This is a genomic window from Streptomyces sp. SAS_281, from assembly GCF_052542855.1.
Map to the genome: position 1 here is coordinate 1 of NZ_JBMNDO010000164.1, position 14,215 is coordinate 14,215.

The following is a 14,215-nucleotide window of genomic DNA, read 5'->3' on the forward strand; positions in this document are numbered from 1 at the left end:
CCTCCCCCCCCCCGCGGGACCGTAACCGGCCCATGAGGTCGAGGCCGTCGAGCCCCGGCAGGCGCCGGTCGACGGCGAGCACGTCGTACTGCCGGGAGAGGCCGAGGTGCAGTCCCTGCTGGCCGTCGGTCGCCACATCGACCGTGTATCCCTCGTCCCGCAGTACATCGGAGAGCATGCCGGCCAGCTCCCGGTCGTCCTCGACCAGCAGCAGCCGCCACGGCCCCCGCGAGTGCTTCTGCGCCACGGTCCAACTCCCCTCGTCCTCCCCGCAACCCGTGACAACGCCCCTGCGGGGGAGGGGGTTCCCACAGCGGTGACCGCCGGCTCGGTGACGCGGAGCCGTGCTGCTGGTGGCCGTGTGCCGGTTCTTCGGACGCGCGGGAGGCGGCCCCGGTACGGCCGGTTCCGGACTGCCGGACGGCCGTCGTCCGGCCCGGCGCAAGCGTGCGCTGTGCGGGCACCCGGAGCTCGGCGTCGCCGGTCACGCCAGTTGGCTGAAGGCATGGCCGGCATCGGCCACGGCTTCGGGGCGGACGGCGTGGGCGGTGCGGCCCTCGGCGATCTTCTGCCAGTTGGCCCGGGCGAGTACCCGTTGCACCGCGAGGACCTGAGCGGCCAGCAACCGTGCCTGGATGCCTTCGCCGAGGGCATCCGCCAGCGCCTCCTCGTCCTCCAGCTGATACCGCGTGAGCCGCCCCGCCAGGCTCGGTGTGCTGAACACCAGCCGGTGGAACGCCACCACCTCGGGGTGGTCGTTGAGGCCGGTGACGGGGTCGTACCGGTCGAGGCCGGCCCGGAAGTGCCGGTGCAGCGCGGTCACCGGTTCGATGCCTGGCCTGCGGTCGCGTACGACGCGTGCCGCCTCGCCCTGGTGGTCGGCGAACCGGTGAAGTACCAGGTCTTCCTTGGTCGGGAAGTACCGGAAGAGGGTCGGCTTGGAAATCTCGGCTGCCGCGGCGATGTCGTTGACCGAGACGCGGTCGAAACCGCGTTCCAGGAAGAGCGAGACGGCCGCGTCTCCGATGGCGTCGCGCGTCCGTTCCTTCTTGCGGGCCCGCAGTCCCGTCGACTCGCTCATGGATCCACCGTAACATTTATGACCGAGTTGCTTTTTTAACTCGGTAACGTTTTCATGTGTGGCATGCATCAGACAGACATTCCTCCCGTACTCGTCACCGGGGCGACGGGCCGGATCGGCCGCGCCGTCATCGATCAGCTTCTCGACGCGGGCGTGCCGGTCCGAGCCCTCGCGCGCCGTACCGAGGCGGCAAAGACGCTGCCCCCGCAGGCCGAGGTCTTCGCCGGTGACCTCACCGTGCCCGAGTCGCTCGACCCGGCGTTGCGCGGCGTCGGCGCGGTCTTCCTCGTGTGGACCGCTCCGCCGCGGACCGTCGCGGCGGTCGTCGAGCGGCTGGCAGCCCACGCGCGTCGGGTCGTCTTCCTCTCCTCCCCGCACCGGACGCCGCACCCCTTCTTCCAGCAGCCCAATCCCATGGCCGAGCTCCACGTCGAGATCGAGCGGCACATCACGGCCACCGGTCTCGAGTCGACGATCATCCGGCCGGGGATGCTCACGTCGAACGCCTCGGCCTGGTGGGCACCCGCGATCCGAGCGGGCGAAGTCGTCCGGTGGCCTCACGGCGCCGCCGAGACGGCACCTGTCGACGACCGAGACGTCGCAGCCGTCGCGGCGCGAACGCTCCGTCTGGACGGGTACGCCTCTTCCGACCACGTCCTCACCGGCCCCGAATCGTTGACCCACGCAGCGCAGGTGGACGTCATCGCTGACGTCCTGGGGCGCCGGATCGCGTTCGAGGAGATGACGCCGGACGAGTTCCGAAGGCTGTCGGAGGACGCGGTGCCCAGTTCGGTCCTCGACATGCTGCTCGCCGCGTGGAGCGCGGCGGTCGGACAGCCCGCGTACATCACGACCACGGTGGCCGACATCCTCGGGACAGCGCCGCGAACGTTTCGTCAGTGGGTCGCCGACCACTCCACCGCGTTCACGGAGGGTGCGTGACTCCCGGAGGCCACACGGGACCGGCCGGGCAGTCCCCGCCCGCGCCAGAGATGAATGCGGTTGCGACGGACCCGTGAGCCCGGTTGGGTACCTCCATGGACGGTGTCACGGGGCACACGCGACGGACGAGGTCAGGAAGGGCCCGTACGGTCGTGCCACGACCGGCTCCATGGCGCGGGCCGGCGGTGCTGGCGGCCCTGATGCTGGCGGCCTTCACCTTCAACACCGCGGAGAACCTGCCGATCGGCCTTCTCGAGGTCATCTCCGACAGTCTGCGGGTGTCTGTGCCGGCCGTCGGACTCCTGGTCACCGGTTATGGCGTCACCGTGGCCGTCGCGTCTGTGCCGCTCGCCCACGGCGTGAGGGCAGTGCCCCGGCGCCACGTACTCACCGGACTGCTGGCCGCGCTGGTCGTGTCCAGTCTGATCGCGGCACTCGCGGCCTCGTACTGGACGCTCCTTGCGGCGCGGCTGCTGACCGCACTCGCCCAGGCGCTGTTCTGGGCCGTGATGGGGCCGGTCGCGGTGGGCATGTTCGCGCCCAGGTTCCGTGGGCGTGTGATCGGAGCGCTGTCCGTCGCCGGTTCGCTCGCCCTCGTGCTGGGTGTCCCCGCCGGCACCTGGCTGGGGCAGCGGAGTGAGTGGCAGGTGCCCGTCGCTGTGCTGGCCGGGCTGGGGCTCGTCTCCCTCGTGACGATCGCCGTCGTGCTCCCGACCTCGCGGCCGGAAGAGGAGCCCGCCGCCTACGGCACCAGTCCCGACGCCCGCCGGTTCCGGATCGTGCTGGCGGCCGGGACCCTGTCCGCGACCGGTGCGTTCGCCGGGTACACCTACGTCGTGAAGCTTCTGGGCGAGGTGAGCGGCTTCTCCACGAGCGCGGTGAGTGCCCTCTTCGTGGTTTTCGGGGTGGCGTGTCTCATCGGGGTGAGCATCACCGGGGCGGTGCTGGACCGCTTTCCGCAGGCGGCGCTGACTGTCGCCGTGGCCACGCAGGCGGTGGGGATGACCGGTCTGTACGCGGTCGGCCGCGACCCGGCGGCCGCGGTGGTGTTCCTGGTGCTGATGGGCGGTGCACTCGGGCCGGTGTTCATGACCACCCAGAACGCGATGCTCCATTGCGCACCCGGCCGCACGGACATCGCGCTCGCGGCCAATTCCGGTCTCTACAACGCCGGCATCGCGGCGGGCGCCGCGCTCGGCGGGCTGATCCTGTCGTTCGCCGGGGTGCGGGGCACCTTCCTCGCCGGCGGTCTGCTGACTGTCACGGCCTGCGCGGTGCTGCTCAGCGGCCGCCTGCTGCGTCGACGGCCGGCCTCCGCCCAGTAGCGCCGTCCTCATCGGTGGCCGGGAGCCGAGGCCGCCCACGGCCGCGGGCGGCGGACCCGCGCCGGGGGCGCGCGCGGCGCGGCCGGGCGCCCCGGACGTTCAGCCGAGGTCCGGCCGGGATTCCCACCAGGCATCCCGCAGTATGGGCACGGGTCCGCACGCACAACGGGCCGCGTGCGGACGCGTACACCCTCGGCCAGAACAGGGGCCGCCCGGCTCGCCGGAAGGTCAGGTCAGCCGGAAGACCGGGCCGCGCGGGGTGAACGGCAGCGAAGCGCCCTGCGGGATCAGGTAGGCGTGCTCGCGCCGGATGCGCAAGACGTCGCACCAGCCGTCGGTGATGACCAGAACCGGCGCACCCGGCGGAAAGTCGTCCGCCCGTTGCAACAGCTCCACGCCGGGCTGGAGTTCGGTGCCGCCGCGGCCGCGTATCCGCACCCGGCCGGCGATCTCGGCGGGCGGCAGATAGCCGGCGTCGTAAGGTGCGGCGTCGCAGAAGACGACGCGCGCGGCGGGTACGTCGCGAGCCTCGGCGTACGAGGCGATGGCACCGAGGGCCTTGCCCAGCAAGGTGCTGTTCATCGAACCGGAGGTGTCCAGGACGACGCCGAAGGTGCAGCGGGCTGTCTCCTCGGGTGGGAAGTACCGTCCGGCGCGCGGGATACCGGGCGTCGAAGCCTGCCGCCGTGCGGGACGAGCGTAGGAGCGTACGGGCTCCGGCCGGGGAACGTACTCGTCGAACCAGCGGGCCAGCCGCGCGTCCCACGGTACGGGCGGGTGCGCCAGGGCGCGGATCTCCTGGACCAGTCCGGCCGGAAGGAGACCGCGCTCGCCGTACTGGTGCAGGTCGAGACCCTGCACAAGCCCGCGCCGGTAGAACTGGTCCAGGTCGGTGTACGGCCGGGCACCGGCGTGCGGCAGCGGCTCGCCGAGGACGTCCCCGACGCCCCTGCCCCGGAGCGTCGCGAGCTTGCGGTGACGGCGCAGGTCGTGCGCGACGCGGTCGTACACCTCCTCGGCGGAAAGGTCCCGCAGGCCGGGGTCGTACAGCAGCCCTTCGGGCATGTCGCCGACGCGCATCTGCACGAGCCAGTCGTTGACGACGTAGTCGGCGGCGACGTTGAAGAGGAACGGGTCACGGCCGCCTCCGCGTTCGCCGTGCCGCAGCGCGGCGTGCAGCATCTCGTGCGCGAGGACGAAGCGCCACTCCTCGTCGGTGAACCCGCACAACGGATTGACGTAGATCTCGCCGGCGACCGGACTGACCGCGGCGATGGCGATGTTCCGCGCCCGAGCCAGCTCGGCGTCGGCGACGATCTTCAGGCCCGCGGCGAGCCCGCCGAGCAAGGGGTAGGAGGAGACGAACCAGTTCAGGGCGCGGTCCCAGGGCCGCTGGGGCGCGAGCTTGCCGGTGACCCGGTCGCGGCGGCCGCCGGCCACGTCCATCGCGGCGGACACACTGCGGGTCAGCGCGTGGGCGAAGGCGGTCTCCCAGTCCGGGACCGCGGAATTGTTCCAGGCGTTCCAGGTCGTGAACACCTGGTCGGGGTGCTCGCCCGCGGTGCCGCAGTGTTCGTGGGCGGCGGGGATGCCGTCGCGGCGCCATCGCGAGGCGAGGAGTTCCTCGTCGCCGCCGGGGAACGACTCCGGAAGGACGACGGGTGCCCGGCCCATCGGGTGGGCGAGCAGGAAGCGGTTGACGACCGTGCAGCGGGCCGCGACATCGAAGCGGTCCGGCTGTGCGCGCGATGCGTCCGCCGAGGCGGGCACATGGCCGAAACCGAGATGCAGGAGACAGTGGGCCAGCACCCACGCCCACTCCGCCGGATCCGCCCGCTTGGTGGGGTGTACGTGGATGGTGCCGTTCGAGGTGACGGCGGCCAGTCCTCCGGCCGGGGTCAGCGCGCACGTGGTCTGGCGGCACACGGACGCCTCCACGGCCGCGAACGCCGGGTTGCGCTTGACGAGCGCGAGCCCGGCGGCGAAGGCATCGGCGGCCGGGTCGGACGCGTTCTTCCCGCTCTCGCCGCCGCCCCCGCGCCGGCCCGCCCCCTTCACCGCCGGGCCTCGACCAGCCGGGGCATGTCCCGCGCGGCGTCGACGAGAAACCAGGCGGGCAGCACGGGCAGTCCGTCGGCGTCGTCCGCGATGACGGTCTGCGCGACCTCCACCGAGATCTCGGCGAGCTGTACCAGCAGCGACTTGGCACGGTAGGCGGTCTGCCGCAGCGACGGCGAGACGTGCTCCTTCTCGCGCGGAAGATCCTTGACCAGGCGCCCCCGGAACGCCTCGGCCAGGTAATAGAGCAGGTCGCGGTCCTCGGGCCGCCTCGGCCAGGAGGCGTCCCCCTTGAGTATCGCCTCGATGCCGAAGGCATGACGGACGATCTTCGCGTACCCGCAGAAGGAGACGGCATGAGCCGGTGTCAGCGTGCCGTGCACCACGACCTTCAGCGTCTCCTCGTCGATCTCCGGCCCGAAGGAGTGCAGGGCGTCCGAGAGCATGTGCCAGGAGCGGGGCGTGGAGAACGGCTCCTCGGTCTTGGGCGGCTGCGACCACAGATGGTCGGGGCGGTCGACGAGGTAGTCCGTCACCCACGGGTGGACACCGTTCTCGCCCGCCCACACCAGCCAGTCCGCCGCCGAGGCCCGAAGGTGGACATGGGTGAGCCGGTTGACCAGGGCGGAGGCGATGGGCCGCGCCAGCGCGTTGTCCGTCGCACGGTTGCCGGCCCCGATGACGATCGAGCCGGCCGGCAACTCGTAGGACCCGATGCGCCGGTCCAGGATCAGTGAGTAGAAAGCCTTCTGCACATCGGGGGTCGCCGCGTTGAGCTCGTCGAGGAACAGGCAGTACGGCTCGTCGCGGGCGATGGACTCGGGCGGGCAGAACACGGACCGGCCGTCGCGGATCTGGGGCACCCCGATGAGATCCTCCGGCGCGAGCTGGGTCCCGAGAAGGCTGACGCACTCCAGCCCCAGGGACTCGGCGAACTTCCGTACGAGCGACGACTTGCCGATTCCGGGTGCGCCCCACAGGAATACGGGCCGCACGGTGGCGAGGCCCAGCAGCAGTTCGGGGATCTGAGCGGGGGAGACGGTGACGGCAGCCTGCACGCGGGAACGGCCCTTTCGGATTGCGGGAGTCGGCGACGGCCAGTATGCGGAGGCGTGACGGCGCGCGCAGCCGAATTACGACGGGCCCCGGGACCGGTCTCCGGCCCCGGGGCGACGTGCGAACGCGCCCGCAAGGCGGCCCCACCGGGAGACGTCAGGCCGATGACAACTGCTCCGCGATCTCCTTGACCCACGCGGCGCTCCTGGCCGGGTCGTTGAGGGACTCCGCCCACTCGTCCGGGGTCAGCTTGTGGTGGCTGGGACCCGCTTTGAGAGCGATGAGGAGGGCTCGGGCCGAGTCACGCATCGCGGACGACGTCTGGCCGCTCCCGTCGATTTCCGCTCCCGCCGCGAGCCCGTAGATCTTGCGGGCCATGGCCTGGCGTTCACCGTTCTCGACCTTTTTCCAGAACTTCAGGGCTTCCTTCAGCGCATCGGGCCGGGAGGCGGGTTCGGCCGAGGTCTCATCCGCCCCCCAGCGTTCCGGGTGGCGGGCCCCGTCGTAACGCTTCATACCGGCGCGACCCGCCTTGTACGCGGTGACGCCGAGGATGAGGCCGGCCGCCCCGGCGGCGAGGCCCCAGCCGACGGGATTGCTCGCCAGTCCGGCGCCTCCCGCAGTGGCGGCGACCGCCGTCACGACGCCGCCGGCGGCCTTGGCGGACTCGCCCACCGCGGTGAACGCCTGCTTGCCCATTTTGTTGCGCTGCTTGCCCAGCGCGTACGTGTGCACGGTGTGCATCGTGTTCGCGTCTTCGGCGCGCCGGATGTCGGCGGCCGCGTCACGGGCGGCGCCCGTCGCCGCCCAGGCGGCATCGATGGCCTGGGAGACGCGTGCCATCCGGTCCTCGCCCTCGTGGTCCCAGTGGCCGTCCAGTGCGACATATGCGTCATCCGCGGCCTGTTCAGCCTCCTGCCGGGCCAGGGCCAGCCGGGCCATGGCCTCCTCGTCGGTACGGTCGTGCCTTTCGAGCCCTTTCAGGGCGTGGTACTTGCGAGCGGTCAGCCCGACCCGCGCCGCCGCGCGGGCGCCCTTCACCGCTCCGACGACGCCGGAACCGATACCGCCGGCCTCGGATGCCGTCGCGGCGTGCGCCGCCAGCTGCGCCTTGGTCAGTTCCTTGGCGATGCCGAGCGCGTAGTTCCCCGCTCCGGCGGCACCGATGACCGCATCGGCCTTCTTGGAGTTGGCCTTCTTGTCCGCGGTGTGGAAGGCGGCCCCGCTCCGGTGCTTCGTGGCGTCCCTCCTGGCTTTGACCGCCTCCATTCCGCTGAGCAGGGCGCCGGCGGTCTCCGTGACGAGGTTTTCCGATGCGGCGGCGGTCCCCGATGCGCCGGTGGAGTGCTTGAGACCGTCGCTCGCCGTCGCAGATGCCTGCTGGGCGAAGCCTGCGTTGGCGGGGACGTGGACGCCCTTGACGAAGGTGTCGATGACTTCGAGGTTCTTCTTGACCTTGTCGAGAACCGCGGCGATCCGGTCGCGGTAACTCCTGGGGGCGGGGAGCGGGCCGGCGTTCTCCGGTTCTCCGCTCCTGTCTCTGCTCCTGGCGGTTTCGTCGGCGCGCTGCACTGCGGCGACCGCGGCCCGATTGCCGAGGCCGGCCTGGATCGCGAGGAGCGGGTGGCCGGGCGAGGTGAGGGACGGGTCTCCGGTCCGGCCCCGCTCCCGGTGCTGCCGGGCCGGGGGCAGGACCGACTGCCGAGTCGGGGTGCGGTGGACCGGGGTGCTCATGACGTACCTCTCCTGTGCCGGACCGGGCGACTGGAGAGTAGTCAGCCCCGGCCAACGGAAGGAGTACGGCGGGAAGATCTTTCGGTGCGATCTGCGTGACGCGTCCGGGCCACGGCCTCTTCCCGCGTCACGGTGTCGGCGAGGCGTCGGTGAGTGCCATCCAACGTCGGACCGTCTCCTGGTGGGATCCCTTCGCCGTGCTCACCGCCACCGCCTCTGCGTCCTCGGCGGAGCGGGGTGCCCCCGCTCGGGTGAGCAGGTCGAGCGGCCACGCGGGGCCCGTTCCGGCCGGCTCCCCGTCGAAGGCCGTCCAGTCCCAGGGCCCGTTGAACTGCCAGGCCCGGCCGACGGCATCGGCGACCTCGTCTCCCAAGTGGAGAGACATGTAGGGGCGCATCAGGAGGTCGTAGGTGAAGGGGATCCCGTCGCCGGGGTGGATGGTGTACCCCGAGCCGTCGAGATGGCTCGAGTCCGGGAACTCGCGATAGGACAGACCTCGGGGCAGCACGGTCACGGTCCGGCGGGGATGGGGCAGCCAGACCGTCTCCAGCGGGGGATCGTGGTGGTCGACGGTCGTCACGTGCACGACGGTCGGCGGAACGCCGACACGGCAGACGTCCCCTGCCTTCAGCTGGTCGGGCGGGGGCTCTGTCCGGAAGAGCTCGACCTCGACATGGGGCGAGACGCTACCGCCACTGTTCACGCCGAGGGCGACGACCCCGTTCCAGCGCGCGAACTCGTTGTCCGTGTCGATTTCCCACCACGGCCATCGCACCGACACCTCGTTCCACCGGAGACCCCGCTCGACCCTGGTGACCGTGAAGGGGCAAGCGACCGACAGCACGTCCCCGACCCGGAAGTCGCCTTCATCGATCATGCGGTCAGAGTAGACGGCCGACCGCGGGGCCGGGGGAGGGAGAGGTCCGCTGGGACCGTGCTCTGCCGAAGCGGCAGTCGCTGAACGGCTGTCAGGCTTGGCGGGCGTAGGACGCGAGGCGCTGGGAGAGCGCGTCAACGAGGGTGCGCAGTTCGTCGGGGCGCTCGATGACGAACGGCCGGTCGAGGGCGGCGAGTACCCGAGGCAGCCAGTCGAGCCGCTGCACCCGCAGCTCGACGCGTAGCCAGTGCTCGGCCGCCGGGTCCCCGCCTGCGGCGGACTCATGCTCCTCCAGACGCGCGACACTGGCAGGAAGGTGCGCGCGGATCTGCTCCGCCGTCCCGTGGATCCGCAGGGTCACCTCGTGCCGGTACTCGGCCGTGGCGAACCCTGACAGCAGGCGCTTCGCCGGATCCGTCTCCACGGGCGCGTCGAATGAGCCGGGCAGGACCCGTGCGGTTTCGATGCGATCGAGCCGGAGGGTCCGGTCCTCGCCGGCCCGGGCGTCCCTTCCGGTCACGTACCACCGGCCCGCATGGGCGACGATCCCGTACGCGTGCAGCGTGCGTTCGCTGTGCCGTCCCTCGCGGTCGGTGTAGTGGACCGAGACCGGTCGGCTGTGGCGGACCGCATCGGCGAGGGTGAGCAGGACCTCGGCATCCGGGGGGTCCGGCTCGCGGGGCTCGTCCGTGAGGGCGAGAGCTGCCAGGAGTGCGTCGAGCCGGTGGGCGATGTGCTGGGGCAGTACCCTCCGGATCTTCGCCGATGCGGTCTCGCTTGCCGCGCGCTCCGTCGTCGTCAGCCCTGCCCGACGGCCGGCGGCCAGGCCGAGCAGCACGGCCAGCGCCTCGTCGTTGCTGAGCATGAGCGGAGGCAAGCGGTATCCGGGAGCCAGCCGGTAGCCGCCGTAGCGGCCACGCACCGACTCCACCGGCACGTCCAGATCGATCAGCCGGCTCACATACCGCCGCACGGTGCGCCCCTCGACACCGAGACGGTCGGCGAGCTCGGCCACCGTCCGGGTGCCGCCCGACTGCAGCAGTTCAAGGAGGGTCAGCACGCGGCCGGTGGGTCCAGGCATCTGTGCAGCCTAACGCGAGCACAGGAATAGAGGACTGAATCCGTCCACTATTTCTCCTAGCCTGTGGCGTACCCGTTTTTGGCACAGCCAAGGAGATATCCATGCATTTCGTCTCGATCCGTATCATCACCGGCGACGTCGCACGCCTCGTCGAGTTCTACGAGCGGGCCACAGGAGTGCGGGCGATGTGGGCAACCGAGGACTTCGCCGAACTCAGGACCGCGGGCGCGACCCTCGCGATCGCAGGCACCCGCACGGTCCCGCTGTTCGCCCCGGACTCTGCCCGGCCGGCGGACAATCACAGCGTGATCACCGAGTTCCTCGTCGACGACGTGGACCAGGTGCACCAGAACCTGGCCGGCTTCGTCACCGACTTCGTCAGCCGGCCCACCACGATGCCGTGGGGCAACCGGTCGCTGCTGTTCCGCGACCCCGACGGCAACCTCGTCAACTTCTTCACCCCCGTCACCGCGGAGGCCATCGAGAAGTTCGCCGGTCATGCTCCCTCAGGTGTCAGGACTGTGCGTTGACGCGCCCGCCCCGCGGCGGAGTTCCGGCGCCCGGGGCGATGCTCTGCCAGCCGTGCTCGAGAAGGTCGAAGGCGGCGTTGAGGGCTGCGGCGCTGTCGGGCCGGTCGCGGGCGATGCGAGGCGCTTCGAGGGCGAAGCGGGCGAGGGCGGTGCCGGCCGGGTCGTCGGGGGGGAGGCCGCTTTCCTCGGAGATGACCCGGGCCAGGGGAGCGGTGTTCTCCAACCAGGTGTTGTGCTGGTAATCGAGCAGCGCCGGGGTGCCGGTGACCAGGCGGAGGAAGGCGTTGACGTCGGGGTTCCCGCCGGGGAGGAGCAGCCGGTGGCGCAGGGCGTGTTCGCGCAGAGCGGCCGGGAGGGACTGCCCGTCCGGCCGGTTGCGTACGGCCTGGAGCTGATGGGCCTTCATCTCGTCCTGCTGGTCGAAGACGAGTGCTTCCTTGCCCGGGAAGTGCTTGAACAGCGTGGTGGTGGACACGTCGGCGGCGTCGGCGATCTCGCGGATGCCGACGTCGTCGTAGCCGCGCTCCAGGAACAGGCGCAGGGCCGCGTCGGCGATGGCCTGGCGGGTGGCGGCCTTCTTGCGTTCGCGACGGCCCAGCGGTGCGGGCGTCGTACTGCTGGCATCGGGCATGCCGCCAATCTACCCCACGGTGATACTGCTGAAAAAGTGAAACCGTTGCACTTGTGCATCCGGTGTGCTTCTCTGATGCGGCGGGTTGGTGGATCGGCCCGCCCCTGCCTCGATCGCGCCCTGCCGCTGTCCCACTCGTGCGGTCCACGGAACGGAGCATCACCATGACCACACCCTCAGCCGCCCCCCGCATCGCGATCGTCGGAGCGGGTCCCGGCGGCCTCACCTGCGCCCGCGTCCTTCAGCGCAACGGGGTGGACGCCACTGTCTACGACCTGGCCCCAGGCCCCGACGCCGGCAATCAGGGCGGCACGCTGGACCTGCATGAGGAAGACGGCCAGGCCGCCCTGAAGGAAGCCGGTCTGCTGGAGGAGTTCACCCGCCTCGCCCGTCCCGAGGGCCAGGAGATGCGGCAGTTCGACACCGCCGACGGAACCCTGCGCTTCCACCACCGGCCCGACGACGACCAGTTCACCGCCCCCGAGATCGACCGCGGCCGGCTGCGTGACCTCCTGCTGGACTCCCTCGCCCCCGGCACCGTCCACTGGGGCCGCAGGCTCAAGAGCGTCGAAGGACCCGATGACGGCCCGCGCCGGCTGCACTTCGCCGACGGAAGTGTCGTCCGGGCCGACCTCGTCATCGGCGCCGATGGCGCCTGGTCCACAGTCCGACGTGTGCTCTCACCTGCCGTACCCGAGCACATCGGCATCAATTTCCTGGAAGCCTGGTTCGATGACGTCGAGACCGCGCACCGCTCCGTCGCCGATCTCGTCGGGCAGGGCAGCGCCATGGCAGCCGACGGTGAACGCTGTCTGTTCGCCCAGCGCAACAGCGGCGGTCACATACGCGTCTACATCATCCAGCCCGGCCCCGCCGACTGGCTCACCCGGGCAGGACTGACCAGCCAGGACACCGAGCAGATCCGCACCCTGCTCCTGGACCGCTACCAGGGCTGGGCACCCGGCCTGCGCCGGCTCATCACCGACAACGACGGCCCCTACATCCACCGCCCCCTCCATGCCCTGCCGGTCCCGCACACCTGGCAGACGAACCCCAGCGTCACCCTGCTCGGTGACGCCGCGCATCTCATGCCCCCGCTCGGCGTCGGCGTCAACCTCGCCATGCTCGACGCCGCTGAACTCGCCGTCGCCCTCGCGAGTCACGACACCATCGCCGACGCCATCCGCGCGTACGAGAAGGTCATGGTGCCCCGTTCCCAGGAGAGGCAGACGGCGCTGGACGGCGCCGCCGCCGGCCTGCTGTCGAACGAACCCTTCGACCCTGGCCAGGGCGACGCCCGCTGAGGGCGTGCCCCGCCGTCGACAGCCCCGGGAGCGATTGGCCGGCATCGCCTACCCGCCGCAGGACAGGGCGCAGGCCACACGGGCACAGCCTTCCCCTACGACCCGTGGGTCTCCGTCTGCTGAGCGCCTGGGCGCTCACGGCGCCCGACAACGCGGCGACGAGAGCGGTGCTGACGGCCCCTCGGCTGCCTGCCCCCGCCACACGTTCCCTGCGTCCTGGCCGGGTACGCGAGGCCGGCGGGCAGGCAACCGGTGCCGGGCCGCCCCCTTGGGCGGACGGGCAGCGAACACCGCGGCCGTGCCGGAGCCCGCACCCGCCGGCTGACCGCACCACAGCTCCCGACCCGGGCCCGCCCGGACCTGCCCGGGACAGCTCGTACGATGAGCGCATGCCGTCCTCCGCGCAGCATTCGAGCCGCCGCCCCGCCGGGCGGCTGTGGTTGCTGCTGGTGTGGGCGGTACTCACCGGTGTGTTGGGCATGCACGCGCTCGGCCCGGGAGGAGCACTGCCGGAGGCGGGCCGCCACGACATGGCGATGGCCACCATCGCCGAGGACGCTTCCCACCCGCCGTCGGGGTGCTCACAGACCGACGGCGGGGGGTCGGAACACCTGACTCACGCCGACGCGTCCTGCGTGGCGGCCGGGATCGGCACCGCCTATGCGCCGCCCCCGCCGGCCGGCGCCCTGCCCGACGCGTTCTCCGCCGCCGTCGCCCCGCCGCGAACGGCGGCCTCCGCGGAGAGCTCGAGGGCGCCGCCCGACCTCTCCGAGCTGCAACTTCTACGGATATAGAGCGCAGGCACGGCACCTGGCCCGGTTGTTCCGGCCGCTGGTGCCGCACTCCCGCCCGCCCTCATTCCGCGAACTTCCGCGCGCCCCAGCTGTGGCCGCGCGCCCAAGGAGTTGCATCACCATGACCAGTAAGCGTTCTCAGGCCGGTCGTACCGCCGCGGTGGCCGCCGCGAGTGCGGCCGCACTCGTCCTGGCCGCCTGCGGCAGCGGCGACAGCTCGTCCGGCCATGACGGCCACACCACGAGCTCCCCCTCCGCCCCGGCGTCCGCCGCCCAGGGCCGGCACAATGCGGCCGACGCTGCCTTCGCCAAGGGCATGATCCCCCATCACCGCCAGGCCGTGGAGATCGCCGGCCTCGTCCCCGGCCGCGCCGGGTCGGCAGAGGTGAAGAAGCTCGCCGAGGACATCAAGAAGGCCCAGGACCCGGAGATCAGGACGCTGTCCGGCTGGCTGACCTCCTGGGGCGAGGAGGTGCCGGCCGAGGGTGCCATGGATCACTCCATGCACGGCGATGGCGGCGGCATGATGGGCGCCGAGGAGATGGACAAGCTCAAGGACTCCTCGGGCAAGGCGTTCGACACCGCATTCATGGAGATGATGATCGAACACCACGAGGGTGCGGTCGAGATGGCGAGGACCGAGCGGGCCGATGGCGTGCACGGGCCCGCCAGGACGATGGCCGCAGCAATCATCACCTCCCAGAGCGCTGAGATCTCGCGGATGAACGAGCTGCTCGGCCACAACTGACCGGACCGGCTGTACGGGCGGGGGGGGGGGGGGGGGGGGGGGGGGGGGGGGGGG

The 14,215-nt window shown here is 71.5% G+C and carries 14 protein-coding genes; 6 read left to right on the top strand and 8 right to left on the bottom strand.

All coding sequences use genetic code 11. From position 1 onward, the window contains the following. Together ACN6LM_RS35295 and ACN6LM_RS35300 are read right to left on the bottom strand one after the other, a co-directional pair. A partial coding sequence (locus ACN6LM_RS35295; RefSeq protein ID WP_445069523.1) for a response regulator occupies positions 1-178 on the bottom strand: 178 nt, incomplete at its 3' end. 306 nt (positions 179-484) lie between these two features. Beyond that, positions 485-1,081 carry a TetR/AcrR family transcriptional regulator gene (locus tag ACN6LM_RS35300; RefSeq protein WP_445069511.1) on the bottom strand — a complete coding sequence of 199 codons (597 nt, stop codon included), beginning with the start codon at positions 1,079-1,081 and terminating at the stop codon, positions 485-487. A 63-nt stretch (positions 1,082-1,144) separates the two neighbouring features. On the opposite strand from ACN6LM_RS35300, the gene ACN6LM_RS35305 reads away from it, so the two are divergent. Beyond that, on the top strand, positions 1,145-2,023 hold the full coding sequence (locus ACN6LM_RS35305) for an NAD(P)H-binding protein (RefSeq protein ID WP_445069512.1): 879 nt from the start codon (positions 1,145-1,147) through the stop codon (positions 2,021-2,023). Positions 2,024-2,223: 200 nt separating this feature from the next. Then, positions 2,224-3,348, top strand: coding sequence for an MFS transporter (locus ACN6LM_RS35310; RefSeq protein ID WP_445069524.1), 1,125 nt, complete (start codon positions 2,224-2,226; stop codon positions 3,346-3,348). 228 nt (positions 3,349-3,576) lie between these two features. Here ACN6LM_RS35310 and ACN6LM_RS35315 read toward each other — a convergent pair whose 3' ends face one another. From ACN6LM_RS35315 to ACN6LM_RS35335, 5 genes are all read right to left on the bottom strand, one after another. Then, entirely contained in the window at positions 3,577-5,406 is a 1,830-nt protein-coding gene (locus ACN6LM_RS35315; protein ID WP_445069513.1) for a vWA domain-containing protein, read from the bottom strand. Then, on the bottom strand, positions 5,403-6,464 hold the full coding sequence (locus ACN6LM_RS35320; RefSeq protein WP_445069514.1) for an ATP-binding protein: 1,062 nt from the start codon (positions 6,462-6,464) through the stop codon (positions 5,403-5,405). Before ACN6LM_RS35320 ends, ACN6LM_RS35315 begins: the two co-directional genes overlap by 4 nt. A gap of 154 nt (positions 6,465-6,618) precedes the next feature. Beyond that, positions 6,619-8,196, bottom strand: a complete 1,578-nt coding sequence (locus ACN6LM_RS35325; RefSeq protein WP_445069515.1) for a hypothetical protein — start codon at positions 8,194-8,196, stop codon at positions 6,619-6,621. Between the two features lie 127 nt (positions 8,197-8,323). Next, a complete protein-coding gene (locus tag ACN6LM_RS35330) occupies positions 8,324-9,073 on the bottom strand; it encodes a hypothetical protein (RefSeq protein ID WP_445069516.1) in 750 nt (249 codons plus the stop codon). A 91-nt stretch (positions 9,074-9,164) separates the two neighbouring features. Then, a complete protein-coding gene (locus tag ACN6LM_RS35335; protein WP_445069517.1) occupies positions 9,165-10,154 on the bottom strand; it encodes a helix-turn-helix transcriptional regulator in 990 nt (329 codons plus the stop codon). Positions 10,155-10,255: 101 nt separating this feature from the next. Here ACN6LM_RS35335 and ACN6LM_RS35340 point away from each other — a divergent pair, with 101 nt between their 5' ends. After that, positions 10,256-10,684 carry a VOC family protein gene (locus ACN6LM_RS35340; protein WP_445069518.1) on the top strand — a complete coding sequence of 143 codons (429 nt, stop codon included), beginning with the start codon at positions 10,256-10,258 and terminating at the stop codon, positions 10,682-10,684. Here ACN6LM_RS35340 and ACN6LM_RS35345 read toward each other — a convergent pair. Continuing rightward, entirely contained in the window at positions 10,668-11,315 is a 648-nt protein-coding gene (locus ACN6LM_RS35345; RefSeq protein ID WP_445069519.1) for a TetR/AcrR family transcriptional regulator, read from the bottom strand. The two genes, ACN6LM_RS35340 and ACN6LM_RS35345, sit on opposite strands and share 17 nt — an antisense overlap. Positions 11,316-11,479: 164 nt before the next feature. On the opposite strand from ACN6LM_RS35345, the gene ACN6LM_RS35350 reads away from it, so the two are divergent. The 3 genes from ACN6LM_RS35350 (at position 11,480) to ACN6LM_RS35360 (ending at position 14,161) form a co-directional block, all read left to right on the top strand. Further along, entirely contained in the window at positions 11,480-12,619 is a 1,140-nt protein-coding gene (locus ACN6LM_RS35350; protein WP_445069520.1) for an FAD-dependent oxidoreductase, read from the top strand. 389 nt (positions 12,620-13,008) lie between these two features. After that, entirely contained in the window at positions 13,009-13,413 is a 405-nt protein-coding gene (locus ACN6LM_RS35355; RefSeq protein WP_445069521.1) for a DUF6153 family protein, read from the top strand. A 121-nt stretch (positions 13,414-13,534) separates the two neighbouring features. Beyond that, complete coding sequence (locus ACN6LM_RS35360) at positions 13,535-14,161, top strand: DUF305 domain-containing protein (RefSeq protein ID WP_445069522.1); 627 nt, start codon at positions 13,535-13,537, stop codon at positions 14,159-14,161. The last annotated feature ends 54 nt before the right edge of the window (positions 14,162-14,215 follow it).